Below are 25,218 nucleotides of genomic sequence, written 5' to 3'. Positions count from 1 at the left end.
AATGCGTCGCGTCCTGGTGACGAGACCGGAACCGGGCGCCTCGCGCACCGCGCGGCAACTTAAGGAGACAGGGTTCCAGCCAATCCTGTTGCCCTTGACCGAAACGGTGGCTTTGCCGGTCGATGGCGGAGTGGTTCCAGACGATGCCGTCGCCGTGGCCGTCACCAGCGCCAATGCCGTGCGCCATGCGCCGAAGGAAATCATCGCGGCGTTCGCCGCGTTGCCTTGCCATGCCGTCGGCAAAAGGACGGCGCAAGCCGCGCGCGAAGCGGGGTTTTTGTCTGTCAGTGAAGGCCCAGGTAATGCCGAAGGTCTCGCCGACAGACTTGCTGGCGACCACTCAGGCAAGACGATTGCCTATCTCTGCGGGCGCGTGCGCTTTCCGGCATTCGAACAGAGGCTGCAGACGGCGGGCGTCCGGGTCCATGCCGTCGAGACATATGACACCCTGCAATTGGGTTATTCGGACGAGGCCATTGTTGCGATGTTGGCAGGCCAACCTGTCGACGCGGTGCTGCTCTATTCAACCAAGGCGGCTGCCGCGATCCAGGTGCTGGCCAGCCGGCTCGCTCTGCAAGGGCTGTTTGAGAAAACATGGTTTTTCGCGCTTTCGGCGCGCATCGCGGCAGCCCTCGACGATATCGCAAGCGAAAGAACCCGCATTGCCGCGCAGCCTGACGAGGAAGCCCTGCTGGCGCTTTTGCAGGAGCGGCTCTGAGCCGCGTCATCACACCGCCCCTTTTCACCGCTTGGTGATGTGCTAGACCCTTTTTGAACTATCGTGCGCCGCAAGGCGTTGAGACGAAGCGAATTGTGCGGAGCCAGGCATGGTCAAGACGCCGAAGATGCGACACTCGAAAAGCCGCCGCGAGCCGGTGACCATCGATCTGGAGCCAGGCGCCGTTTCACGCGTCGTCGACGAGGATGCAGCCAGGGCCCAGACAGACGAGGCGAAGGCTGAGGAAGCAGAGAACGCTTCGCAGGCTGAGGGCCCCGATGAGCCGGTGCATGCCGACCAGACCGACCTCGAGCCCTGGGAGCATGCCGACGCCCACGCCGAATCGGAGCAGCCAGCGGCGGCGGGCAAGGGCAGTAGTGAGGCTGAGCTCCCCTATCCCGGATCGTTCGACGGTCCCGAATCGTCCAACGATCCCGGATCGTCCGACGCGCCGGCCGGCAAAACCAAAGCCTTCGACTACAATTTCGAAGACGCATCGGCGAAGCGCACGCAGACCGACGGCAACAAAGCCAAAACCGAGGCCCGGGACGAGGAAATGGTACCGCCCCCGGCAAGGCGTAGCAGCTTCAACGGCATCGCTGCCGGTATCATCGGTGGCGTCATCGCGCTGCTCGGCGCCGGGGGGCTGCAATTTGCGGGCCTGCTCGGCGCGCCGGGCTCCAATGCCGGTGTCTCGCTCGAGGGCGTCAATGTCGAGATCGCTTCGCTGAAGAGCGAAATCGCCGGCTTGAAGGAAGCTGGCGGCAACAGCGATGCAGCAGCCAAGATAGTCGGGCTGTCTTCAGGCTTGGAGCAGGTCAGGGCCGATGTCGCGGCGCTGAAATCGGCGGTCGAATCCGGCGGAGCTGGCGACACTGCCGGGCTCGCCGCACTGGGCGACAGGATCAAGCAGATTGAATCGGAGGTCGCAGCACTTGGCAAGGCAGGCGGCACGGCGCCGGTCGATCTCGGCCCGCTCAACGAAAAACTGGCCGGCCTCGATACACTGGTGAAGTCGACAGGCGCGGCGATGACAGCGCAAGATGGCAGGCTCACCGCATTGGAGCAGTCGGTGTCGCAACTTTCCGGCAAGGTAGAAGCGACGGCCGGACAGCCGAAGATCGCGCTCGCCATCGCCGCGTCGGCATTGAAGGCGGCGCTCGAGCGTGGCGGGCCGTTTGCGGCCGAACTCGAAACCCTCGCCGCGATTTCACCGGACGCGCCGCAGCTTGCGACCTTGCGCCCCTATGCTGAAAAGGGCGTCTCCACCCGCACCGAGATCGCCTCGCAGACAGATGCCGCCGCCACTGCCATGGTCGCCGCGGCAACCCCTGTCGATGAGAATGCCGGCTTCCTGCAGAACCTTTTGTCGAGCGCCGAATCGCTGGTGAAGGTCAGGCCGATCGGCGCTGTCGAAGGTGCTGGAGCGCCCGAGATCGTCGCGCGGATGGAAGCGGCGGTCAAACAGGGCGACTACGCCAAGGCACTCAGTGAATATGACACGCTGCCGCAAGCCGCCAAGGCTGCCGGCGCCGACTTTGCCGGCAAACTGAAGGCACGCATCGAAGTCGAAACGCAGGTCGACGCACTGATCTCCGGCGCGATGAAGGCATGAGGGCAACAGAATGATCCGCCTGCTGGGCTTCCTCATCGTCGTTTTCGCGCTCGGATTGGGCTTTGCCTGGCTGGCCGACCGTCCGGGCGACATGGTCGTCACCTTCAGCGGCTATCAATACCAGGTCAGCCTGATGGTGGCGGCGGTGGCTGTCGTCGCGGTCGTCGCCGCGGTGATGATCCTGTGGTGGCTGCTCAAGTCGCTGTGGAACAGCCCCTACACCATCTCGCGCTATTTCCGCGTCCGCCGTCGCGATCGCGGCTATCAGGCGCTGTCGACCGGCATGATCGCCGCCGGCGCCGGTGACGGGGCGCTGGCCCGCAAGAAGACCAAGGAAGCGGCCAAGCTGATCCGTTCCGACCAGGAACCGCTGATCCATCTGCTGGAGGCGCAGGCGTCGCTGCTCGAAGGCGATCATGAAGGAGCGCGGCAGAAATTCGAGAGCATGCTCGACGATCCCGAAATGCGGCTGCTTGGCCTGCGCGGGCTCTATCTCGAAGCTGAACGGCTCGGCGACCGCAACGCCGCCAGACACTACGCCGGCCGCGCCGCGGCGGTGGCGCCGCAGCTGGCCTGGGCCGCCGAATCGACGCTGGAAGAGTTGACGGCGCGCGGCGACTGGGACGGTGCCTTGAAACTGGTCGACGCGCAGAAGGCGACACGGCAGATCGAGCGCGAAGCCGCCAATCGCCNAAGCCGCCAATCGCCGCCGCGCCGTGCTGTTGACCGCCAAGGCGCAGGCGCTCGCCGACAGCGATCCCGCTGCCGCCAGAACCGCGGCGATCGAGGCCAACCGGCTTCGGCCGGACTTCGCGCCCGCCGCCGTTGCCGCCGCCGCGGCATTCTTCAAGCAGAACGACGTGCGCAAGGGCTCAAAGATCCTCGAGGCGGCGTGGAAGGCCGAGCCGCACCCTGAGGTCGCCGAGCTCTATACACATGCAAGGCCGGGTGACGCCGTGCTCGACCGCCTCAACCGGGCGAAGAAGCTGCAGGAGATGAAGAAGAACCACGCCGAATCGTCGATGACGGTGGCGCGCGCCGCACTCGACGCGCAGGACTTCTCGACCGCCCGCCGCGAGGCCGAGGCCGCGATCCGGATGGACCGCCGCGAGGGCGCCTATCTGCTGCTCGCGGACATCGAGGAGGCCGAGACCGGCGACCAGGGTAAGGTGCGGCAGCTGCTGTCGAGGGCGGTACGGGCGCCGCGCGATCCGGCCTGGGTCGCCGACGGCGTGGTGTCGGAACGCTGGGCGCCGGTATCGCCGATCACGGGTCGGCTAGATGCCTTCGAGTGGCGCGCCCCGATGGAGCGTCTCGGCCAGTTGATCGACAGCCATGACGATGCACCGGCCAGTGCGGCGCCGGTCGTTGAAGCACTGGCAAAGCCGACGAGCGAGAAGAGGCCGGTCGAGGTGATCGATGAAAGCCGCCCGACCGGGACCGCGGATAAGGACACCGAGAGCCAAGAGGATCATGTCAGGCCGATCACGGCGGCGGCCTTCGCCGCGGTGCCGACGGATGCCGAGGGCGTCGAGCCGGCCGAGGAGCATACGCGGCTGCCGGATGATCCCGGCGTCGATCCGGACGAGGAAGCGGAAAAATCGCCACGCCGGTTTCGGTTGTTTTGAATTGGGCCGGCCGCCAGGCCCCTCTGACTCAAGGAAATAGAGCATGATGTCTGGACAAACGGGTCCCGTTTGTCCGAGAAAACCGCTTCACACTTTTCGGCATCATGCTCTGAGGAATGGATCTATGTTTGAACGCGTTCTGTCATTTCTCAGGGATTTGCCGTCCGGCGCTGGCGCGCGTTCCAGTACGGACGATCCCCGCGTTGCGGCTTCGGCGCTGCTCTACCATGTGATGAACGCCGATGGCGTGCGCCAGGATGTCGAATGGGAGCGGTTCAAGGCGGTGCTGGCGCAGAGCTACTCGATCAGCGGTGCCGAACTTGAAGCGCTTGTCGCCGCCGGCGAGCGGGCCGACAATGAGGCGATCGACCTCTATGCCTTCACCAGTGTCTTGAAGCGTCATCTCGATGCCGATGCGCGCAAGGCCTTCATCGGCCTGATGTGGGAAATCGTCTATGCCGATGGCGAGCTGCACGAGCTGGAGGACAACACTGTCTGGCGCGTCGCCGAGCTGATCGGCGTCGAGCGCAGCGACCGTGTCGAGGCGCGCCGCAAGGCGGCCGCACTTGCACCTGGCGCCACCGGAACATCGAGCGACGAATAGGTTTTCGCCTTCCCATGCCGCGCCAAACGAGTTCGAAGCCGAAGATACTGATCGTGCTGCATCAGGAGAATTCGAGCCCCGGGCGCGTCGGCCATATGCTGCTGGAAGAGGGTTTCGAGCTCGACGTTCGACGTCCGCCGCTGGGCGACACTTTGCCGGACACGCTGGACGGCCATGCCGGCACGGTGGTGTTCGGCGGGCCGATGAGTGCCAATGACGAGGATGAATTCGTCCGCCGCGAGACCAGTTGGCTGGAAATACCGCTCAGGGAGAACCGGCCGTGCCTCGGCATCTGCCTTGGCGCGCAGATGCTGGTCAACCATCTCGGCGGCAAGGTCGAGGGCCACGGCGAAGGGCTGGTCGAGATCGGCTGGTATCCGCTGAAGGCGACCGAAGCCGGCAAGCAACTGATGCATTGGCCTGAGATGGTCTATCAGTTCCACCGCGAGGGCTTTTCGCTACCCAAGGACGCAACGCTGCTGGCGACGGCCGAGACCTATCCCAATCAGGCCTTCCGCTATGGTGACAATGCCTGGGGCATCCAGTTCCATGGCGAGCTGACCAGGGTGATGATGCAGCGCTGGGTGGTGCGCGGCGCGCATCGCTTCGAGCTGCCGGGCGCGCAGCCCGGCCGCGATCATCTCGGCGGCCGGCTGATCTGGGACATGCATCTCAGGCGATGGCTGGACGAGTTCCTGCGTCTGATCTTCGGCAAGCCGGCCGCTCGATAAGACACGTCAATTGCGCCCGCTGAGATGGCGCACCCTGCGTAGTTGAGGGAACAACACCACCCACAATCCGGCGACGACGATCGCGCCGAAACCGCCGACCACGACGGCCGGTACCGTGCCGATCAGTGCTGCCATCGTTCCGGCCCGGAATTCGCCGACCTCGTTGGAAGCTCCGACGAAGACCTGGTTGACGGCATTGACGCGGCCACGCACATGGTCGGGCGTCCACAGCTGGATCAAGGTCTCCCTGATGTAAACGCTGAACATGTCGGTCGCGCCAAGGAAGGCAAGGGCGACGATCGACAGCCAGGTGATGGTCGACAGGCCAAACAGCACGGTGAAGGCGCCGAACGCGGCGACAAAGCCGAGCATGATCAAACCCGCATGGTTGCGGATCGGATGGCCGGCCAGCCAGACGGCGACGCAGATGGCGCCGACACCCGGGGCCGAGCGCAGCAGACCGAGACCCCAGGGGCCGAGCTGAAGGATGTCGCGCGCGTAGACCGGCAGCAGCGCCGAGGCGCCGGACAGGAGCACCGCGAACAGATCGAGCGAAATAGCCCCCAGCACGATCTTCTCGCTCCAGATGTAGCTGAACCCACCGAACAGGTTCTGCATCGTCGGCTTTTCGGTCTCCGTGCGTTGCGACGGCTTCGGGATGGTGAAGATCAGCAGCCCGGACACAAGCATCAGGGCGGCGGCTGTGCCGTAGGCCACTTCCGGCGACACGCCGTAGAGCAGGCCGCCGGCAACTGGACCGACTATGGTCGCCGTCTGCCAGGCCGATGAATTCCAGGCGATGGCGTTGGCGAAATCCTCAGGCGGCAACAGATTGGCGAACAGCGAGGCGGAGGCCGGACCGAAGAAGGCGCGGGCGATGCCAAACATGGCAAGCACGGCGAAGATCGGCAGCGGTCCGCTGATGCCGCGCAGCGTCAGAAGCAGCAGCGTCAGCGCGCAGATCGCTTCCAGCACCACCGCCAGCGCCATGATCAGCCGACGCCCGAAGCGGTCGGCGACGACGCCGGTGACCAGCACCAGCAGCAGCGAAGGCAGGAACTGGACGATGCCGACCAGGCCGAGATCGAGCGGGTTCCGGGTCAGGTCGTACATCTGCCAGCCGACAGCGACGGACACGATCATGGTGGCGAAGGTGGTGAGAAAACGCGCCGCCCAATAGCTCAGGAAGGAGCGATGGCGGAACGCGGCATAGCGCTGGTCGGGCAATATCTGTTCGGTTGTCATGGATTCAAGAGGCCCCGTTGTGATGGCATCAGCTGGCGGGGCACTTCCACGATGGGCGCTGGTCCGGCTGGCGGAACTTTTAGCTCAGTTCGCCGCGGATATGCGTCAAAATCGGTGCTGGATCAAGGAATTTTCAACCTGCTCCATCGACCGCACGGGGAGTTTACTGCTGCAGCGCGGCGGAGATTGCGTCGAGGCCGCCGCGTAGTTCGGCTTCCGTCGGCCAGCCAAAGCCGATGCGGAAGAACCGCTTCTCCATCTCGAACCAGTGGCCGGGCCCAACATACGTGCCGTGGTTCTCAAGCAGATTCACATAGAACCGGTCGAGGTCGAAACCGTGATCGACATTCAGGCGGGGGAAGCCGACGACGCCACCTTCCGGCCGCACCCAGTCGACGAGCGGCTCGCGGTCGATCCATGCCTGGACGATGTCGCGGCGCTTCGCCATTTCAGGCAGCAGCGTCGCCAGGAAAGCGTCGCGGCGCTCGAGCATGCCGCGCGCGATGGCTTCGTCGATGACGCTGCCACAGATGCCGATCTGCTCCTTGGCGGCGAGGAACTTTTCCTGAAGCTCCGCATCCCTGGTGATCAGCCAGCCGATGCGGATGCCGGGAATGCCGAAGGCCTTGGACAATGACGAGACGCTGATCGCCTTCCGGCTCAGCGACGCGGCCGACGGCAGCCGCTTGCCATAGGAGAGGTCGCGGTAGGTCTCGTCGACCAGCAGATGGCAGTTGCTGCTTTCGGCCAGCGCCACCAGCGCATCGAGATCGGTCCGGCTTATCATCGTGCCGGTCGGATTGTGCGGGCAGGTGACGCTGATCAGCCTGGTGTTCGGCTGCATCGCCGCCTTGACGCGCTCGACATCGATGGCGAAGCCTTCCTCGAAAGCCAGGTCGACAAAGCCGATGGCACAGCCGATCGCCCGTGGGGTTTCGATGTTGGTGGCGTAATTGGGCCTGATGACGACGAGATGGTCGTTCGCCGACAAAAGCGAGGTCGAGATGATGAACAGCGCGCCTGCGGCGCCGGCGGTGACCAGGACATCATCTGATGAAATGCCGGCATGCTGCGCCGATATCTGCGCGCGCAAAGCCTTGTCGCCGCGATGCTCACCATAGAAAAGCGTGAGATCAGGCAGCGACAGGCCGATGTCGGAGAGCTTCTGGTCGGCGATCGAGCTTTCGGAGAGATTGTGGCGGATACGGTCGTAGCCGTACTCTTCCGGCGCCTCTTTCTCGATCACCATTCTGGTGTAGTTCATGGCTCACTCCCCAACGAACCCGTTCGACCCATCCAAGCCATAAAAACATGAAGCCTGCCAAGGCGGATTCGCCGGCAGGCTTCAATCAATTTATTGGCTCAGCGCCGAAATAGGTCCTTGCCTTAGGAGGTCGTTATCCCAAACTACTGCGCACCCTCGGTCAAGCCCGAGGAAATGCTTTTGAGCGACATGCCTCAGGCTGAAACTTTGGCCTTCCTGCCCTTAGGTGCCTTGATGGGGGCGGCCTTGCGGCCAAGACCGATCGACTTCGCCAGCAGCGAGCGCGAGGCGGCATAGTTGGGGGCGACCATCGGATAATCCGACGGCAAGCCCCATTTGGCGCGGTAGGCGTCCGGCGTCAGGCCGAAATGCACGCCGATGTGACGCTTCAGCGATTTGAACTTCTTGCCGTCTTCGAGGCAGATGATGTAATCGGGCGTCACCGACTTCTTGGGGTTGACCGCCGGAACCAGCGGAGCAGCCAATGGGGCCACCGGCTTGCCGAGCCCGCTTATCGAGGCGCTGACGCTGGCGATGAGGTCAGGCAGGCCGGAGACGGGCAAACGGTTCTTCTCGACGTAAGCGGATACGATGTGAGCGGTCAGTTCGAGCAGGTCGATGTCTTTACGGGCGCTGTTGCTATCGTCGATCACTCTATTTCTCCGTCTAAAAGCGAATGACCTGAAAATCGGATTCGATTCCCCGAAGGATCATGCGCAAAATCAAAATGCTAAAGCGTCCTTTGTGCATCCACGGGACGGGCGGCGTTGTTGTGGCGCGGAATTCCTAATCGGCAAATCTGCGCACTGCAATGACTTGTATCATATCACACGCTATTTTGAACAACTATATTAAACAATAACAATATCAGACTATCAGCGCCTTGTCGCGCCACAAACGAAATCCGCCTTCGAAGGCGCGTGTGTTGTCGCCGCGCCTGGAGTCGGCGGGCAATTCATCGAGCTTGTCGACATTGCCGCCGCCAATGACGACATAGTCAGGCAGCATCGCGGCACGGAGCCGTTCGACCACATCGAAGACATATCCGCGCCATTTCTTCTTGCCGCGCTTTACCAGGCCGCGTTCGCCGACATAGTCCTCGAAGCTCTTGCCGTTCTTATAGGGTAGGTGGGCGAGTTCCATCGGCTGGGCGACATTGTCCGCAATCATCGCCGCGCCCAGACCGGTGCCGAGCCCGAGGAACAGCATGCGCCCGCCTTCGTAACTGCCAATGGCCTGCATCAGTGCGTCGTTGACCACCTTCACCGGTTTGCCGAACGCACCCGCGAAGTCGAATCCAGCCCAACCCTTGCCAAGATTGGCGGGGTCGGTGAGCGGTCTGTTATGATTGACCGGGCCGGGATAGCCCATCGAAATGACATCATAGGACAGGCCCTCGGCGAGCTTCTTCACCGCGTCGATCATCTGCTGCGGTGTCAGGCCCGGTCCGGAGTCCGCCCTGCGTTCCGCACCGCCGGCGCTGGTCAGGATCTTGACGTGCGAGCCGCCAATATCGATCGAAAGCACGATCTTTTCAGTGCCTGATTTCTCGGAGCCCGATGCCGATTGCTTCACCGCCTTGGCCATTGTGCCACCCTTTCACTTTTCCGGATCGATCCAGCCGTTGGGCGGCCCGAAGCCGCCCATAACGTCCGCCGGACCCCATGTCCCCGGCTCGTAGAGATTGGGCGGCGTGGTGTCGCCGAGCACCGGCCCGACGATGCGCCAGGCCAGCTCACTGGCATCCTGGCGGGTAAACAGCTGACCGTTGCCGTTCATGGCGTCGCCGATCAACCGCTCATAGGGCGGCATGTCGCCCTTGCTGTCGTCGAGCGCCGTCAGTTCGACCTGTTCGCCGATCATGTCGTCGCCCGGCGCCTTGCGCTGCGCGCCGATGGCGATCACCACCTGCGGGTCGATACGGAAGCGGACGTAGTTCTGGTCGGCGGGCTTGATCGGATCGAAGACGTCGAGCGGCGGCCGCTTCAGCCGCACAACCACTTCGGTGACATGCACCGGCATGTTCTTGCCGGCGCGGATGAAGAACGGCACGTCCTGCCAGCGCCAGGTGTCGACGAAGAAGCGCACCGCCGCGAAGGTCTCGACCGGCGAGTTCGGGGCCACGCCCGGTTCAGTGAGATAGCCAGTGAATTGGCCGCGCACGACATCGTCCCTGGTCAGCGTGCGGATGGCGCGCAGCACCTGCACCTTCTCGTCGATCAGGTCGTCGGCGGAACGGCCGACGGGTGGCTCCATGGCAAGCAGCAACAGGATGTTGAGCAGATGGTTCTCGATGACATCCCTGATGCAGCCGACATCGTCATAGAAGCGGCCACGACCCTCGATGCCGAAATCCTCGGCCATGGTGATCTGCACGCTCTCGACGAAATTGCGGTTCCAGATCGGCTCGAGAAAGGAATTGGCGAAGCGGAAATAGAGCAGGTTCTGGATCGCTTCCTTGCCGAGATAGTGGTCGATGCGGAAGATCGACTGTTCGTCGAACACCAGATGCAGAACCCGGTTCAGCCAGCGTGCCGATTGCAGATCGTGGCCGAAAGGTTTTTCCACCATCAGCCGCGCGCCCTGGGCCGTGCCCGATTGCTCCAGCCCCTGGACGACGGTCTCGAACATGGTCGGCGGCACCGCCATGTAATGCATCGGCCGCTGTGCGGTGCCAAGCGCGCTTTTCAGCTTCTCGAAGGTCGCTCCGTCGCGGTAGTCGCCGCTGACATAGCGCAGTTGCGAGGCGAACTGTGCGAACACCTTCTCGTCGATTTTGCCCAGCGCATTGACGATGCCGTCGCGGGCGCGGGCCTGCAATTGCTTGATGTCCCAGGCGTCGAAGGCAACGCCGATCACCGGTTCGGTCAGCGTGCCCTTGGCGACCATCTGGTAAAGCGCTGGAAATATCTTCTTGTGGGCGAGGTCGCCGGTCGCTCCGAAGAGCACCAGCGTGTCGGAGCGTTCCTGGCTCATGCGCGTCTCCCCTGCCGCCGTCACTTGCCGGCCTTTTCGACATGGCCGCCAAAGGCATAGCGCATGGCGGACAACAGCTTGTCGGCGAATTCGGATTCGCCTTGCGAGGAGAAGCGGTCGAACAGCGCCGAGGACAAGACCGGCGCCGGCACGCCAGTGTCGATCGCCGCCTTCAACGTCCAGCGGCCTTCGCCGGAATCCGAGACGCGGCCGCCGAAATTCGCCAGGCCCGGATCGCCTTTCAATGCGCCGGCCGTCAGGTCGAGCAGCCAAGAGCCGATGACGCTGCCATGCCGCCAGACCTCGGCCACTTGGGGAAGGTCGATGTCGAACTGATAGTATTGCGGGTTTTCCAACGGGCTGGTCTCGGCGTCCGCCGTTCGTTGGCGCTTGCCGGCATTGGCCGACTTCAGAATGTTCATGCCTTCGGCATAGGCGGCCATGACGCCATATTCGATGCCGTTGTGCACCATCTTGACGAAGTGGCCGGCGCCGCTAGGTCCGCAATGCAGATAGCCATAGGGCGCGGTTCCGGCATCCCTAAGCGGATTGGAGCCGGCGTCGGCGCCCGGCGCCAGCGTGGCAAAGATCGAGTCGAGGTGTTGCACCGCCACATCGGGCCCGCCGATCATCAGGCAATAGCCACGCTCCAGCCCCCAGACACCGCCACTGGTGCCGACATCGACGAGATGGATACCCTTGGCGGCCAGTTTCGCGGCCTGGTCGACGGCGTCGTGATAGTAGGAATTGCCGCCGTCGATAACGATGTCGCCCGGCTCCATCAGGGGCGCGACCTGATCGATGATCCTGCCGGTGATGGCCGCCGGCAGCATCAGCCAGACACAACGCGGCTTGGCCAGCTTGCCGACGAATTCTTCCATTGAAGCCGCCCCTAGCGCCCCGTCGGTCACCAGAGCCGCGACGCTGGCGGGGTTGATGTCGTAGACGACGCATTCATGGCCGTCACGCATCAGGCGCCGAACCATGTTGGCGCCCATCCGGCCCAGTCCCATCATTCCGATCTGCATGGTTTCGTCCCTGTTTCCGAAGAGATTTGCGGGGTTTATCGAGGAAGGATCGCCTGGCTATCCTGGGCGCGCGATAGAACGGAGAAGCCGACATTCTCCCAATCGCCGGCCCCGGGCCAGAAAAAAGTGAAGATCAGCGTGCTTCCCTGCGGGTGGCCGGCCAAGCGACGTTTCGACACTCTTGGCGCTCGGCGTCCATCGTGCCGGAATTCCCGGGGCGCCCGGAGCAATGGTTGGCGTCGGCGTCACTGGCATTCTGCGTCGGTCTCCTGACTCGCCTCCCTAGACCAGGACGCGAAGCGTTTTCAATCACCGCACCGCAAGTTGATCGGCCCCGTCAACCGAGCCGTCGTTGACAGCGGTGCCAGCCTGCGTCCACTATTTCCCGGCACGGGAGGATCGTGAAAACCATGCCGGAGGTGTCCCTGGTCCTGATCGACCGGCTGCTGGCGATTTCGCGGGCGCTTGCCGGCCATATAGATCCCGGCACGGCGTTCCGCGCGACAGCCATCGAGATCGGCTCGCTCATTCCGCACGACCACATGGATCTGGCGGTGCTGTCGCATGACGGCCGCCGCCACGCCTGTTATGAGGCCGGCTTCCACACCAGCTGGAGCGAGCTTGCCCAGCATCCGCTGCCAACCGAAGTCAGCCCGATACGCTCGGTGCTGTGGGGCGAAGTACCCTATCTGCTCGCCGACGACGCACTGAGCGACGAGCGCTTCCATTTCGCCACCGCCATCGATGGGCCGATCTTCGCCGCCCGACTGCGCAGCCGCATCGTCGTGCCGCTCAGGGCACGCGGCGGCACTATCGGCGCGCTCAACATCAGCCGGCACGAGGTCGATTGCTACACGCTTGCCGATGTCGGTGTAGCCCAGCAATGCGCGGATCTGATCGCGCCCTATATCTTCGCGCTGATCCAGACCGAGGAGGCACGCCGCGCCATGCTGGCCGAGAGCGAGGCGCGCAATCGGGTCGAGCTGCTGCGGGTCGGCGCGTCGCAGTTGACCGAAGGCATGGAGCGCGAACGCCGGCGCATGGCCATGGACCTGCACGACCAGACGCTCGCCGACCTCGCCCGCATCGCGCGCCAACTCTCGGCGTTGCGTGGCCAAGGCGTGGCGCGGGCAGCGCAGCTTGCCGATCTCGAGCAGGAGGTTGCCGGTTGTCTCACGGAACTGCGCCACATCGTCGACGATATGCGGCCGAGCGTGCTCGAACTGTTCGGCCTGCGCGATGCGGTCGAGGCGCACCTCAACCGCAGCGTCGCCAGGGCTAAGCCGCCGATCGCCGTGCGCATCGCCGACACCAGCGACGGCGGCGCCGACAGCTTGCCCGAGCCTGTCCGCACCGCGCTCTACCGGATCGTGCAGGAAGCGATCAACAATGCCGTTCGCCATGCCGCGCCGCACCACATCGATGTCTTGCTGGCGTCGACGGCGAGTGTGCTGCGGGTGATCATCACCGACGACGGCCAGGGATGCGGAGTGGTTGACCCGGCGGCGCATGGCGGCATTGGTCACATGCACACACGGGCCGCCCTTATCGGGGCGCGGCTGCGCATCGGCCAAGCCGGTCGCAAGAGCGGCGGCACGCGTGTCGTCGTCGAGATCGACCGGGAGCCATTTCGGGAATTGCTGGTCGCGGCGGCTGCAGCAGCACCCGGCGAGTTCGCCGTGCCGGAGGCCATGTGATGCTTGTGATGATCGCCGAGAACGATGGACTGCATCGCACCTTCGCGCGGCGGACGGTGGAGCAATTGTGGCCCGGCGATGTCGAGGTGATCGAGGCGAGCGATGGCGAGGACGCCATCAATCTGGCGGCCGAGCGAGAGCCGCCGCATGTCGTGCTCGACCTGCAGATGCCGAAGGCGACAGGGATCGAGGTTGCCAGGGCGATCTGGAACCGCCACGCCGGCACGCACATCCTGTTCTGGTCGAATTTCGCCGATGAGGCCTATGTGCGCGGCGTCGCGCGGATCGTGCCGCCCGGCTCGGTCTATGGCTATGTGCTCAAATCGGCGACGGAGGAAGGCATGCGCTCGGCCTTGCGCGGCGTTTTCCGCGAAGGCCACTGCATCATCGATCGCGAGATCCGTGGCATCCAGCACCGCGTCCAAGACAAATTCGAGGGCATCACCGACGGCGAATATGAAAGCCTGATCGACATTGCGCTCGGCCTGACCGACCGCGCGATCGCGGCACGCCGGGGCCTGTCGATCCGCGGCGCGCAGAGCCGCATCAAGCATGTCTACGACAAGCTTGGCATCGTGCCGGCGGAGGACGGCGCCAGCGATGCTTCCGTGTTCAACTCGCGGACGCGGGCGATCTATCTCGCCATGGCGCGCGGACTGATCAACATCGATGCGCTGCGCCGCGAACAGGACCGGCTCGACACCTGGCTGGCGGGGCAGGAGTAGGCCTCGCCCTATACGACGCCTCATCTCATGGCTGAAATTTCGCGCCAGATTCCGATCCAATTCCTGAAACCAGTGGCGCGGCCCCACCGGAACATCGGAAGGTCTGGCGCATTGCTAATGAAGGCCATTTCCAATTTACTGCCCGCGGACCCAAAGTGCGACCCTCGATCACAGATTCATGGCACTTGGTGCGTGAAAGCGTAGCCGGCTTCATCGATGATAATGCTCTTAGTCATGGTGCCGCGATGGCTTTTTATGCCGCCACCTCGCTGGCGCCGATTTTGCTGATTGTGGTTGCTGTCGCTGGTCTCGTCTTCGGTCATGATGCAGCACAATTGGCTTTGTCTGCCCAGATCTCCGGGCTGATGGGGCCGGAAAGTGCTGATCTCCTCCAGACTGCGCTGGAAAGCGTATCCAGCAAGCTGTACGGGACCTGGGCCGCGATCATTGGGCTCGTCACCTTGTTGGTGGCCGCCTCTGGCGTCTTCGGCGAAATGCAGCAGTCGTTAAACACGATTTGGAAGGTCGAACCGCAGGGCAACTCCTTGTCTCGTCTGGTGCGGGCACGAGCCGCCAGTCTGGGATTGGTGGCCGCGCTCGGTTTCCTGCTGCTGGTCTCTCTGATTGCAAGCGCTGCGATTTCGGCACTGGGCGATTTTATCAACGCCCATCTGCCGTTCGGAACGATCATACTCAGCGTGATCAACGGCGTCGTTTCGTTTGTCCTGATCTCCCTGATGTTCGCCGCCATCTACAAAGTTTTGCCCGACCGAAGCCTGGAATGGCGCGATGTCGGGATCGGTGCTGTCGTGACGGCTGCCCTGTTCACGTTGGGAAAATCGCTTATCGGCTGGTATATCGGCACCAGCGCGATTGCGTCCTCGTATGGCGCCGCCGGTGGACTGCTCGTCATATTGCTCTGGGTCTACTACTCGTCGGAAATTTTCCTTCTCGGTGCCGAGTTCACGCGCGCCTATTCAGTTCGACACGGTAGCAGGCCCGATCTGGAGATCTTGATTCGCAGTCCTATGCCTGCGCGGCACGGCTCATTTCGCGCAGGGCAAAAGTCCAACTCTGCCGGCGTGATCGCGCTCGTAGCGGTAGCGTGCGCGAGTGCGACATTGACCATGCTTTTGCTGAGTGTTCGCCGACCCTAGTCCGACGCCGCGATGCGACAGGGTGTTCGCCAATATTATAGACTATCGCCGCTCCTACGGCCGACTGTGCAAACGCACAGTCGGCCGTGCGCTTTGACCCGTATCGCCATGCCGGCGCCGCAACTACGCTCGACACATAAAAAGACCATATCGGGAGAGCGTCATGTCATTCGTTACCATGCCGGTTCGCGCAACTGTCGGCGCCGCCGCGAGCCAGTGATGTCAGTTTCGGCGCGCGCCCGCCAATCCGGCTTCGACGATGTCGTTGGCGATGCAGCGATCGAAACGCTGGCGAGCGGCTTCGGCTTCCTCGAAGGGCCGGTCTGGCATCCGTACGAGAAGTGGCTGGTCTTCTCCGACATTCCCGAAAGCCGGATGTATCGCCGCGGTAGGGCGGGCGAGATCGAGCTGTTCCGCGAGCCGAGCCACAAGGCCAATGGCAACACGCTGGACCGCCAGGGGCGGCTGGTCACCTGTGAGCACGCGACGAGCCGCGTGATCCGGGCCGAGGCCAACGGCAGCGTGACCGTGCTCGCGACACATCATCAGGGCAAGCAGCTCAATAGCCCGAACGACATCGTTGTTGCCACCGGCGGATCGATCTACTTCACCGATCCTGGCTACGGCAGGGTGGAATTCTATGGCGTTGCCCATCCTCAGGAGCTGCGGTTCCAGGGTGTCTACCGCATCGATGGCGACGGCGCACGACTGACCTTGCTGGCCGACGATTTCGTGCAGCCGAACGGACTTTGCTTTTCGCTGGACGAGTCGCGGCTGTTCATCAACGACACCGAACGCGGACATATCAGAGTGTTCGGCGTCGAAGCGAATGGCGATCTCAACGGCGGCGCGGTCTGGGCGGTGACCGAGGGCGAAGGCCTGGGAGCGCCCGACGGCATGAAGATCGATAGCCGCGGCAATCTTTACTGCACCGGCCCCGGTGGTATCCATGTTTTCGACGCGTCGGGCGCCATTCTGGGCGTTATCCGGACGCCTGAAGATTGCGCGAATTTTACCTTCGGCGACGACGACCTGCAAAGCCTCTACATTACCGCGTCGACGTCGCTGTACCGGCTCAGGGTGCGCGTGCCGGGATTGAGACTGTTTTGAGTCCGCGACAATCCGTGCTCAAATCAGAGTTGGGAGTGAGGCCGGGCCAAAGCCGGCGGGAATTGCATCAGTCAACACATCTGGGAGGAGTATGACATGAAGAAACTGTTCGTTCTGGGCGCTCTGGCGGCAATGCTTGCCTCGGGCACGGCGCTGGCCGACACCAGTGGCAAGAAGATCGCCTTTTCCAACAACTATGCCGGGAATTCCTGGCGGCAGGCCATGCTCGACAGCTATGGCATCGTCACCAAGAAGGCGGTCGCCGACAAGATCGTCGGCGCGGCCGACATCTTCACCACCGCCGACAAGGAAGTGCCGACGCAGGCGGCGCAGGTGCAGAACCTTATCCTGCAGGGTTATGACGCGATCGTCATCAACGCCGCCTCGCCAGATGCGCTCAACGGCGCCATCAAGCAGGCTTGCGATGCCGGCATAGTCGTTGTTTCCTTCGACGGCACCGTGACCGAGCCCTGCGCCTACCGCGTCGTCGTCGACTTCAAGGACATGGGCAAGCAGGAAGTCGAGCAGATGGCCAAGTTCCAACCCAAGGGCGGCAACCTGCTGGAAATCCGTGGCCTTGCCGGCACCTCGATCGACGATGCCATCCATGCCGGCATCCTCGAAGGGGTTGCCGCCCATCCGGAGTTCAAGATCGTCGGTTCGGTGACCGGCGACTGGGACCAGACGACGGCACAGAAGGCGGTGGCGACCATCCTGCCGTCGCTGCCCGATGTCGTCGGCATCGTCGACCAGGGCGGTGACGGCTATGGCGCGGCACAGGCATTTGCCGCCGCCGGCAAGCCGCGCCCGACCATCATCATGGGCAACCGCCAGGACGAGCTGCAGTGGTGGAAGGAACAGAAGGACAAGGATGGCTACAAGACCTGGTCGGCATCGATCGCGCCCGGCGTCTCGTCGCTCGCCTTCTGGGTGGCGCAGCAGGTGCTCGATGGCCGCAAGGATATTCCGCACGATCTGCTGGTGCCGTATCTGGCGTTCACCCAAGACGATTTCGAGGCCGAGTTGCCGAAGATCCCCAAGGGTGGCGTTGCCAGCCACGAATACACGCAGGAAGATGCGATCGCGGCCATCAAGGCCAACATCAAGTGAGCATCACGGCAGCGTTGCCGTCCGTATCGCCGAGCGGATATCGTTGAGCATGCCTGAAGGGAACGCTGACATCATCAGACTGAACGGCGCCGAAAAACATTTCGGCGCCGTTCGCGCACTGGGCGGCGTCGACTTTCATGTCGGGCCCGGTGAATGCGTGGGTCTCGTCGGCCACAATGGCGCCGGCAAGTCGACACTGATGCATATGGTGGCGGGCACGTTGACGCCCGACAGCGGGCAGATCGGCGTGCATGGCGGCATCGAGGCGAACTACTCGGTGTCGCGGGCGCAGCAGCTCGGCATACGCTGCGTGTTCCAGGAACTGTCGCTGTGCCCCAATCTCAGCGTCGCCGAGAATACGCGCATCAACCATGCTTCGCTGCGCGGCTTCGGCTGGCGACGCAAGGCGGCCGATCTGATCGCCGCCAAGCTTGACGAGATATTTCCGGGCCACAGCATCTCGCCCTCGGACATCGTCGGCGATCTGTCGATCGGCCGGCGCCAGATGGTGGAGGTGGCGCGCGCATTCACGGTGATCCAGGATCGGCTCGACCTCGTCATCCTCGACGAGCCGACATCGTCGCTCGACTCCCATACGGCTGGCCAGTTGCTGGCTTTCGTGCGCCGCTTCGTTGCCGGCGGCAAAAGCTGCATCCTGATTTCGCACGTACTGGGCGAGGTGCTGCGCAATGCCGACCGCATCGTGGTGATGCGCGACGGCAAAGTGGTTGTCGCTGATGCTGCCAGCGCCTTCGACCGCGACCGGCTGGTGACGGCGATGGGCGGAGCGGAAGCGCGCCAGAGGATCGCCGCCGAAATCGCTGCCGCCAAGCCCGGGGCCAGTCCGCTGCGGGTCCGGGCGCGTCCCGCCGCACAGAAGGACGGCACCGACCTTGTCGCCTGCGCCGGCGAGATCATCGGCCTAGCCGGACTGGCGGGCCATGGCCAGACCGACCTGCTGCTGGCGATCTTCGCCGCGGCATCGCACGCTCGGGCCGGCATCCAAGTGACCGCGCCGGTGGCGCTGGTGGCCGGCGACCGCCAGGCGGACGGCATCTTTCCGCAATGGTCGATCGCGCAAAATATCGGCATCCGCTCGCTGGCGCGCCTGCGCAACCGGCTGTTGATATCGCCGCAGCGCGAGGCCGAACTCGCCCAGTTCTGGCAGAAGAAGATCGGCATCCGCACACCGGATATGAACAACAACATCTTCTCGCTTTCGGGCGGCAACCAGCAGAAGGCGCTGTTTGCCCGCGCCCTGGGCTCCGATGCTGAGATCGTGCTGATGGACGATCCGATGCGCGGCGTCGATATCGGCACCAAGCTGGAGGTCTACGACCTCGTGCGCGAGGAAGCAGGCCGCGGCCGCACCTTCCTCTGGTACACCACGGAAACCGAAGAGCTCGACAATTGCGACCACGTCTATGTCTTCAAGAACGGCCGCATCGTCGCCAATCTGCGCCGCGACGAGTTGACCGAAGAGAAGATCATCCAATCCTCGTTCGGCGATGCGGCCTGAGATGACGGCCGCCAGTCTCGAAACCGCTGCCAGGACTTCCGCCGAGCGTGGCGCTCTGGCCCGCGCCCGCCTGTTGCGCGGGCTGCTGCCGGCGCTGTCGCTGGCGTTGGTGCTGCTTGCCATCGCCTGGCTCAACCCGCGCGCCATCAGCTATTTCGGCTTCAGCTTGATGCTCAATTTGGCGATCCCAATCGCGCTGGCGACGATCGCGCAGATGTTCGTCATATCAGGCAATGAGCTCGACCTGTCGATCGGCACCTTCGTCGGCTTTGTCGGCTGTGTCACCGCGACCTGGCTGAAGGAAGCGCCGCTCATCGGCGTCGTGATCCTGCTCGGGTCGATCTTCGTCTATGCGCTGCTCGGCGCACTGATCCATCTGCGCAATCTGCCGTCGATCGTGGTGACGCTCGGCATGAGCTTCGTCTGGCAGGGCCTGGCGATTCTCATTCTGCCCAAACCAGGCGGCAAGGCGCCGGACTGGCTGCTTGGGCTGATGGCGTTCAAGCCGCCTTTGGTGCCGTTCCCGATCATTGCCGCGCTGCTGATCGGTTTCATCGTCCATTTCGGCCTGATGCGCACCTCCTATGGCGTCATCCTGCGCGGCTCGGGCGGCAATCCGGCGGCGCTCGGGCGCGCAGGCTGGTCGCTGCTCAAGACCAAGATCGTGCTGTTTGCGCTAGCTGGCCTGTTCGGCGTGCTGTCGGGCATGGCACTGATCGGCATCACCACCTCGGCCGACGCCAATATCGGCAATGGCTACACACTGCTGGCGATTGCCGGCGTCATCCTGGGCGGCGGCGAGTTCGTCGGCGGCCGGGTGTCGCCAATCGGCGCGGTAATCGGCGCGCTGACGCTGGCGCTGGCGGCCTCGCCGCTGCTCACCTTCATGCACATTCCACCCGACTGGCAGGTGGCCGCCAACGGCGCCATCCTGATCATCGTGCTGGCGGCGCGGGTGCTGATCAGCCGCAGGGAGAGGTAAGCGATGGCATCGGTGAAATCGCTGCTCACCAAACCCTGGATCTGGTCGTTTCTCGGCGCCTTGCTGGTCTGGCTGGCGACGATCGTCTTCACCGGCGGCTACGGCGCCGGCGGCATGGTGACCGCCGCGCTGTCGCTGGCGGTGTTCACGGTCATCGTCGGTGTCGGCCAGATGTTCGTCATCACGCTTGGCCCGGGCAATGTCGACCTGTCGCTGCCGGCCAATATCGGCCTTGCCAGTGCCGTCGCCATGAAGGTGATGGACGGCAACGATTCGATGATCGCGGTCGGGCTGCTGGCGGCGCTTGCCTGCGGGGCGGCGATCGGCGCCGCCAACTATCTGCTGATCTGGGCACTGCGCATTCCGCCGATCATCGCAACGCTGTCGGCCAGCTTCATTATCCAGTCGATCGACATCAGCTACGGGCGCGGGCTGCAGATCAAGCCGCCGCCAGGCTTCGCCGATTTCGCGAACTGGCAGGTGCTGGGCATTCCGGTGCTGGCGATCCTCACCGTGCTGTTCACTGTCGGAGCTGCCATCGCGCTGCAGCGTATGGTCTATGGCCGCTCGGTGCTGGCCATCGGCCAGAACATTCGCGCCGCCTGGCTCGCCGGCGTCAATGTCGGCCGCATCCGCTTCCTCACCTACATGCTGTCGGGCGCGCTTGGCGGCATAGATGGTGCGCTGCTCGCCGGCTATTTCCGAGGCGCCAATGTCGACATCGGCAACGAATACCTGCTGGCCTCGATCGCCGTCGTCGTCATCGGCGGCACGTCGGTGGCCGGCGGTAAGGCCAATGTCCCCGGCGTCTGGGGCGCGGCGCTGTTCCTGGTGCTTTTGCTGACCATGCTCAACACGTTCGGCGTCAGTGCTGGTGTGCGATTGCTGCTGACGGGGCTGATCATTGTTGGCGTCATCACTGCGGCGGGCGGACAGAAGGCGCTGCGCTGAATGTGATGGGCGCACGACATGGGACGTTGGCGGGACAGCACCCCCCTCTGTCCTGCCGGACATCTCCCCCGCAAGGAGGGAGATCGGCCATTATCGCGGCTTTCGCCAATATCCAACATTGCTAAGTGAGCGAGACGCAGAAGCTGCTAATCTCCCCCCTTGCGCGGGAGATGCCCGGCAGGGCAGAGGGGGTGTGAAGGATCGCTACTTCGGAGATGATGGCGGCCAGGCACCTCGAACGGCTAATCATTATGCCAGCCAGGCAGCCGGTTCCCATCCGCGTCGAGGCGCTGTAAATCCCGATCGCGCGGCCGCAAGCCGCTCACCATTGCTGGGAGGTTTTGCGTGTCCGATTTCCTCAGGGTCAACCGGGGTGGGGATGTCGCCATCGTCACCATCGACAATCCGCCGGTCAACGCGCTGAGCTTTCATGTCCGTGAGCCGCTGATGCAGGCGCTGGTCGGCTTGCGGGATGATGCTTCGGTCGCCGCCATCGTCATCGCTTGTGCCGGCCGCACCTTTGTCGCCGGCGCCGACATCACCGAATTGGGCAAGCCGGTGCAGCAGCCCGAGCTGCGCGCCATCGTGGCAACGCTGGAAACCATCGCCAAGCCGACGGTCGCCGCCATTCATGGCACCGCGCTTGGCGGCGGGCTGGAATTGGCGCTCGGCTGCCATTTCCGCGTTGCCGACGCCGGCGCAAAGCTCGGCCTGCCCGAGGTCAAGCTCGGCCTGTTGCCGGGCGGCGGCGGCACGGTGCGGCTGCCGCGCCTGGTAGGTGCGATGAAGGCGTTGAAGATGATCGTTTCCGGCGCGCCGATCGGCGCGGCCGAGGCGCATGAAGCCGGCCTGGTCGATGCCGTCTTCGAAGGCGATCTGACCACGCATGCCGTGAACTTCGCCAGGGAAATAGCCCGAAAGGGTGGTCCCTTCACCCCGGTGCGCGATCGCGATGACGAGCTCAAAGAGACCGACCTCGCGGCTCTCGACGCCGAGGCCGCGGACCTCGCCAGGAAGGCGCGCGGCCTCGAGGCGCCGGTCGCCTGTGCGCTGTCGGTGCGCAACGCCGTCACGCTGCCCTTCGACGCGGCGCTGGCTGCTGAGCGTGCGCTGTTCGTGAAACTGGTCGGCAGCGATCAGTCGCGAGCGCAGCGCCATCTGTTCTTCGCCGAACGTGAGGCGGCAAAAATTTCGGCGAAGGACATCGTCAAGCGCAGGATCGCCCGCGTCGGAGTCATCGGCGCCGGCACGATGGGCGGCGGCATCGCCATGGCCTTCGCCAATGGCGGCTACCCCGTCACCCTCCTGGAAACCAGCCAGGAAGCCCTGCAGCACGGGCTGGCAACCATCGACAAGAACTATTCGGTGTCCGTCACGCGCGGTTCGCTAAGCGACGACGCCAAGCAGCAGCGGCTCGCCCAGTTCAAGGGTTCCACCGACTATGCCGATCTCGCCGATTGCGACCTGATCGTCGAGGCGGTGTTCGAAGACATGGCGGTCAAGAAGGAAGTCTTTGGCAAGCTCGAAGCGGTGGCGAAGCCCGGTGCGATCCTCGCCACCAACACCTCCTATCTCGACATCAACGAAATCGCCACCTCGACCTCGCGCCCGCAGGATGTGGTCGGCCTGCACTTCTTCTCGCCGGCCAATGTCATGAAGCTGCTGGAGATCGTGCGGGCGCAGAGGACCGCGCCCGATGCGCTGGCGACCGTCGTCGACCTGGCGCGGCGGATCGGCAAGGTGGCTGTCGTCGTTGGCGTCTGCCATGGCTTCGTCGGCAACCGCATGCTGGCGGCGCGTGGCTTGGAATCGGAAGCGCTGCTTTTGGAAGGCGCTACCCCACGCCAGATCGACCAGGCATTTGCCGATTTCGGCTGGCCGATGGGGCCTTTCCAGATGAGCGATCTCGCCGGACTCGACATTGGCTGGCGCAACCGCAAGGCGCGCGGCCTGACAGCCGTCATCGCCGATACGCTGTGCGAGCAAGGACGGTTCGGCCAGAAGACCGGCAAGGGGTTCTATCTCTACGAGAACGGTTCGCGCACACCGGTTCCGGACCCGAAAGTCGAGGCGCTGATCCGCGCCAAGGCGGACGAAAAGGGCATCGCTCCGCGCGCGATCAGTGCGGAAGAAATCACTGAGCGCACGCTCTATCCCCTGATCAACGAAGGCGCGAAGATCCTGGAGGAAGGGATCGCGGCCCGCGCGTCCGACATCGATGTCGTCTGGGTCAACGGCTATGGATTTCCCGTCGGCAAGGGCGGCCCCATGTTCTGGGCCGATCTCGAAGGTGCGGCCAGGATCGTCGAGCGGCTCGAGTACTGGCATCAGCGGACTGGCAAGGACGTGTTCCGCGTGGCCCCGTTGCTCAGGCGAATGGCCGAGACCGGTTCCTGGGAAGCCGAGGGATAGCGGACTTAGCGGATACGCGCGTCGATGATCTCGACGAAGCGTGCGAACAGGCCGGCCAGCGATTTGCGGTGAGAGCATCGGCCGAGACCATGATTTGGGCGCCAGGCTCTTTGTTTCAGCGCCTTTGCGATAGACTGCCCCACGACTTTTCCGTGCTGCCGGTCGGTAGCCAAGACTATGGTCCGATCGGCATGGGACTTCAGTGCCACGGCGGCCCATGGTCGAACATTCCTTTGAAATATCAGATGGTTACGCATGCCGGCGATTCCAGATCGCGTATTGAGACGGCATTTGTCTAAAGTTTACTCTGTACAATTAGGAATTCCTCATACGACGGTCGCTAGCGGTTGGGCGAAGAGTGGCGATTCCCCGAGGAGATATCATGACAAACCGAAAAACTCTGTTCGCGGCGCTTGCCGCGTTGGCGCTCCTGGCGTCTCCGGCGATAGCCGGAGCCGGCGGCAACGGGCACGGTAACGGCGGCGGCAATGGGGGTGGAAATGGCCACGGTGGCGGCAATGGCAACGGCCATGGCAACAGCGGCGCTTCGCACGGCAAGTCGTCCGCTCCTGGACAGGTGGCCAAGGCCGAAGCGGACGACACCACGCTCGACACGACCACAAAGGTCTCGTCCGTGCCCAAGGAGAAGAACATCCATGCCAAGCTTGGCCGGCTGAATTCGCTGCAGCGTAACATCAATGCTTACATGAACTCCAAGAGCAAGAAGTTCGCTGCCATCCAGGCTTTCGTGACGCAGTCCGCGAAAGCCAAGGTCGCCCAGGCCGCGGCTGAAGCGGCCCAAGCCAAGCTGGATGCGCTGAATGCGCAGTTGACTGCGCTGACGTCGCTGAAGCCCGAGCAGATTGCCGCGCTGTCGACCGAAGACCAGGCGGCCTTGCCTGGGAAGATAACGGATCTGCAAGCCGAAATCACTGCCCAGGAGGCAGAGGTCACCGCCGCCAATGACGGGGCGACGGCGGCAGCGGTCGGCACCGACGATGTATCGCTCGACGCGGCGCTGACGGACATGGCCAACAAGCCGGTCGACGACGAGGTCACGGCCTGGGCCCAGGGCGTCCTTGCCGATAAGATCGACCAGACGGCGGCCGCGATTGAAGCGGAAACGACGCCGTAGCGAATCGTCGCCGAAACGGCGGTAGCCAGTTAATAAAGATGCCGCCGGGCCTCGCCCGGCGGCATTGCTGTTTCCCGGCCATGATTGGGCTGGTTTCCCGGTCCGGCCGTCTTCAACCAGTCTGCGAAGGTGATCATTGCCCGCGAGTTCTCGCGTCTGCGCCGCACCCAGAGCGAGCAGCGGCCGACATCAACCGTGACATCGTCGATGTCTTCCGGTTGCAGCAATCGCTGCGCGAACACGTGAATATACTCGACCATCTTGAAAGCCGGCAGTATGAGTTGGCTGCCGATCTGCTTCGCATTCGTCTGCGGCTCTCCGCTCCCGCGCTGTTCGGCATGATCCGCCGGCCGGATGACGAGGATTAATTGACGCGTAAAGCCAGCCCGACCATTGCGCTGTTTCCCGAAGCGAGTTTCGGACCTGCATTGAATTGCGTCGGCTTCGCGGAGGCACTGCGTGTAAGAGGCGCCCGGTCCGGGGACGGGCACGCCATGGCCCGCCGTGCGGGCGAGACTGGCGTCGGCGAGCATATCGGCCGCGATGCCTGGACCGAAGGAGTACTGAGAGAGCGATTCTCGGCCTGCTGGCCGACGACGCCATGCGTGCCT

22 protein-coding genes and 1 pseudogene are annotated in these 25,218 nt (G+C 63.8%); 15 read left to right on the top strand and 8 right to left on the bottom strand.

The window, feature by feature from the left end:
• Position 1 precedes the first annotated feature (1 nt).
• From X744_RS149395 to X744_RS149410, 5 genes and pseudogenes are all read left to right on the top strand, one after another.
• Complete coding sequence (locus X744_RS149395) at positions 2-718, top strand: uroporphyrinogen-III synthase (RefSeq protein ID WP_023760926.1); 717 nt, start codon at positions 2-4, stop codon at positions 716-718.
• A 109-nt stretch (positions 719-827) separates the two neighbouring features.
• A complete protein-coding gene (locus tag X744_RS149400; RefSeq protein WP_023760925.1) occupies positions 828-2,333 on the top strand; it encodes a mitofilin family membrane protein in 1,506 nt (501 codons plus the stop codon).
• 10 nt (positions 2,334-2,343) lie between these two features.
• Positions 2,344-3,961, top strand: a pseudogene (locus X744_RS01000000170035) (heme biosynthesis protein HemY).
• A 124-nt stretch (positions 3,962-4,085) separates the two neighbouring features.
• Positions 4,086-4,565, top strand: coding sequence for a TerB family tellurite resistance protein (locus tag X744_RS149405; protein ID WP_023760924.1), 480 nt, complete (start codon positions 4,086-4,088; stop codon positions 4,563-4,565).
• A gap of 14 nt (positions 4,566-4,579) precedes the next feature.
• The gene (locus X744_RS149410) at positions 4,580-5,296 is read left to right on the top strand and encodes a glutamine amidotransferase (RefSeq protein ID WP_023760923.1); all 717 of its coding nucleotides are present in this window, start codon (positions 4,580-4,582) and stop codon (positions 5,294-5,296) included.
• Between the two features lie 6 nt (positions 5,297-5,302).
• Here X744_RS149410 and X744_RS149415 read toward each other — a convergent pair whose 3' ends face one another.
• The 6 genes from X744_RS149415 to gnd form a co-directional block, all read right to left on the bottom strand.
• On the bottom strand, positions 5,303-6,541 hold the full coding sequence (locus tag X744_RS149415) for an MFS transporter (RefSeq protein ID WP_023760922.1): 1,239 nt from the start codon (positions 6,539-6,541) through the stop codon (positions 5,303-5,305).
• Positions 6,542-6,704: 163 nt separating this feature from the next.
• Entirely contained in the window at positions 6,705-7,805 is a 1,101-nt protein-coding gene (locus X744_RS149420; protein WP_023760921.1) for a pyridoxal phosphate-dependent aminotransferase, read from the bottom strand.
• A gap of 194 nt (positions 7,806-7,999) precedes the next feature.
• Positions 8,000-8,458 (bottom strand): MucR family transcriptional regulator, encoded by a 459-nt coding sequence (locus tag X744_RS149425; RefSeq protein ID WP_023760920.1) that lies wholly within the window; start codon positions 8,456-8,458, stop codon positions 8,000-8,002.
• Between the two features lie 214 nt (positions 8,459-8,672).
• Positions 8,673-9,392: an ROK family protein gene (locus X744_RS149430; protein ID WP_023760919.1), complete on the bottom strand. Its 720-nt coding sequence runs from the start codon at positions 9,390-9,392 to the stop codon at positions 8,673-8,675.
• A 12-nt stretch (positions 9,393-9,404) separates the two neighbouring features.
• The gene (zwf, locus tag X744_RS149435) at positions 9,405-10,781 is read right to left on the bottom strand and encodes a glucose-6-phosphate dehydrogenase (protein WP_023760918.1); all 1,377 of its coding nucleotides are present in this window, start codon (positions 10,779-10,781) and stop codon (positions 9,405-9,407) included.
• A 20-nt stretch (positions 10,782-10,801) separates the two neighbouring features.
• Positions 10,802-11,809: a phosphogluconate dehydrogenase (NAD(+)-dependent, decarboxylating) gene (gene gnd / locus X744_RS149440; protein ID WP_023760917.1), complete on the bottom strand. Its 1,008-nt coding sequence runs from the start codon at positions 11,807-11,809 to the stop codon at positions 10,802-10,804.
• Positions 11,810-12,219: 410 nt separating this feature from the next.
• On the opposite strand from gnd, the gene X744_RS149445 reads away from it, so the two are divergent.
• The 9 genes from X744_RS149445 to X744_RS149485 all read left to right on the top strand — a co-directional run bounded on the left by X744_RS149445 (position 12,220) and on the right by X744_RS149485 (position 23,472).
• Positions 12,220-13,506, top strand: coding sequence for a histidine kinase (locus tag X744_RS149445; protein ID WP_023760916.1), 1,287 nt, complete (start codon positions 12,220-12,222; stop codon positions 13,504-13,506).
• Positions 13,506-14,231, top strand: a complete 726-nt coding sequence (locus X744_RS149450) for a response regulator transcription factor (RefSeq protein ID WP_023760915.1) — start codon at positions 13,506-13,508, stop codon at positions 14,229-14,231. Before X744_RS149445 ends, X744_RS149450 begins: the two co-directional genes overlap by 1 nt.
• A 155-nt stretch (positions 14,232-14,386) precedes the next feature.
• Positions 14,387-15,388 (top strand): YihY/virulence factor BrkB family protein, encoded by a 1,002-nt coding sequence (locus tag X744_RS149455; protein WP_023760914.1) that lies wholly within the window; start codon positions 14,387-14,389, stop codon positions 15,386-15,388.
• A 219-nt stretch (positions 15,389-15,607) separates the two neighbouring features.
• On the top strand, positions 15,608-16,498 hold the full coding sequence (locus X744_RS149460; protein ID WP_023760913.1) for an SMP-30/gluconolactonase/LRE family protein: 891 nt from the start codon (positions 15,608-15,610) through the stop codon (positions 16,496-16,498).
• Positions 16,499-16,594: 96 nt separating this feature from the next.
• Positions 16,595-17,608, top strand: a complete 1,014-nt coding sequence (locus X744_RS149465) for an ABC transporter substrate-binding protein (protein WP_023760912.1) — start codon at positions 16,595-16,597, stop codon at positions 17,606-17,608.
• A gap of 49 nt (positions 17,609-17,657) precedes the next feature.
• Positions 17,658-19,127: a sugar ABC transporter ATP-binding protein gene (locus tag X744_RS149470; RefSeq protein WP_023760911.1), complete on the top strand. Its 1,470-nt coding sequence runs from the start codon at positions 17,658-17,660 to the stop codon at positions 19,125-19,127.
• A gap of 1 nt (position 19,128) precedes the next feature.
• Positions 19,129-20,109, top strand: coding sequence for an ABC transporter permease (locus tag X744_RS149475; RefSeq protein ID WP_023760910.1), 981 nt, complete (start codon positions 19,129-19,131; stop codon positions 20,107-20,109).
• Positions 20,110-20,112: 3 nt separating this feature from the next.
• Positions 20,113-21,060: an ABC transporter permease gene (locus X744_RS149480; RefSeq protein WP_023760909.1), complete on the top strand. Its 948-nt coding sequence runs from the start codon at positions 20,113-20,115 to the stop codon at positions 21,058-21,060.
• A gap of 345 nt (positions 21,061-21,405) precedes the next feature.
• On the top strand, positions 21,406-23,472 hold the full coding sequence (locus X744_RS149485; protein ID WP_023760907.1) for a 3-hydroxyacyl-CoA dehydrogenase NAD-binding domain-containing protein: 2,067 nt from the start codon (positions 21,406-21,408) through the stop codon (positions 23,470-23,472).
• A gap of 5 nt (positions 23,473-23,477) precedes the next feature.
• On the opposite strand, the gene X744_RS1000000173925 is transcribed toward X744_RS149485, so the two are convergent.
• Positions 23,478-23,729, bottom strand: a complete 252-nt coding sequence (locus tag X744_RS1000000173925) for a hypothetical protein (protein ID WP_156938590.1) — start codon at positions 23,727-23,729, stop codon at positions 23,478-23,480.
• A gap of 125 nt (positions 23,730-23,854) precedes the next feature.
• On the opposite strand from X744_RS1000000173925, the gene X744_RS149490 reads away from it, so the two are divergent.
• On the top strand, positions 23,855-24,607 hold the full coding sequence (locus X744_RS149490; protein ID WP_023760905.1) for a hypothetical protein: 753 nt from the start codon (positions 23,855-23,857) through the stop codon (positions 24,605-24,607).
• Between the two features lie 29 nt (positions 24,608-24,636).
• Here the strand turns inward: X744_RS149490 and X744_RS1000000174550 are convergent, their stop codons facing one another.
• Complete coding sequence (locus tag X744_RS1000000174550) at positions 24,637-25,140, bottom strand: hypothetical protein (RefSeq protein WP_023760904.1); 504 nt, start codon at positions 25,138-25,140, stop codon at positions 24,637-24,639.
• Positions 25,141-25,218 lie beyond the last annotated feature (78 nt).

The sequence above is a fragment of the Mesorhizobium sp. LNHC252B00 genome (genome assembly GCF_000502955.1).
GTDB lineage: Bacteria > Pseudomonadota > Alphaproteobacteria > Rhizobiales > Rhizobiaceae > Mesorhizobium.
The sequence above is the reverse complement of the archived record's forward strand: the minus strand, read 5'-3'. Positions and strand labels throughout refer to the sequence as shown.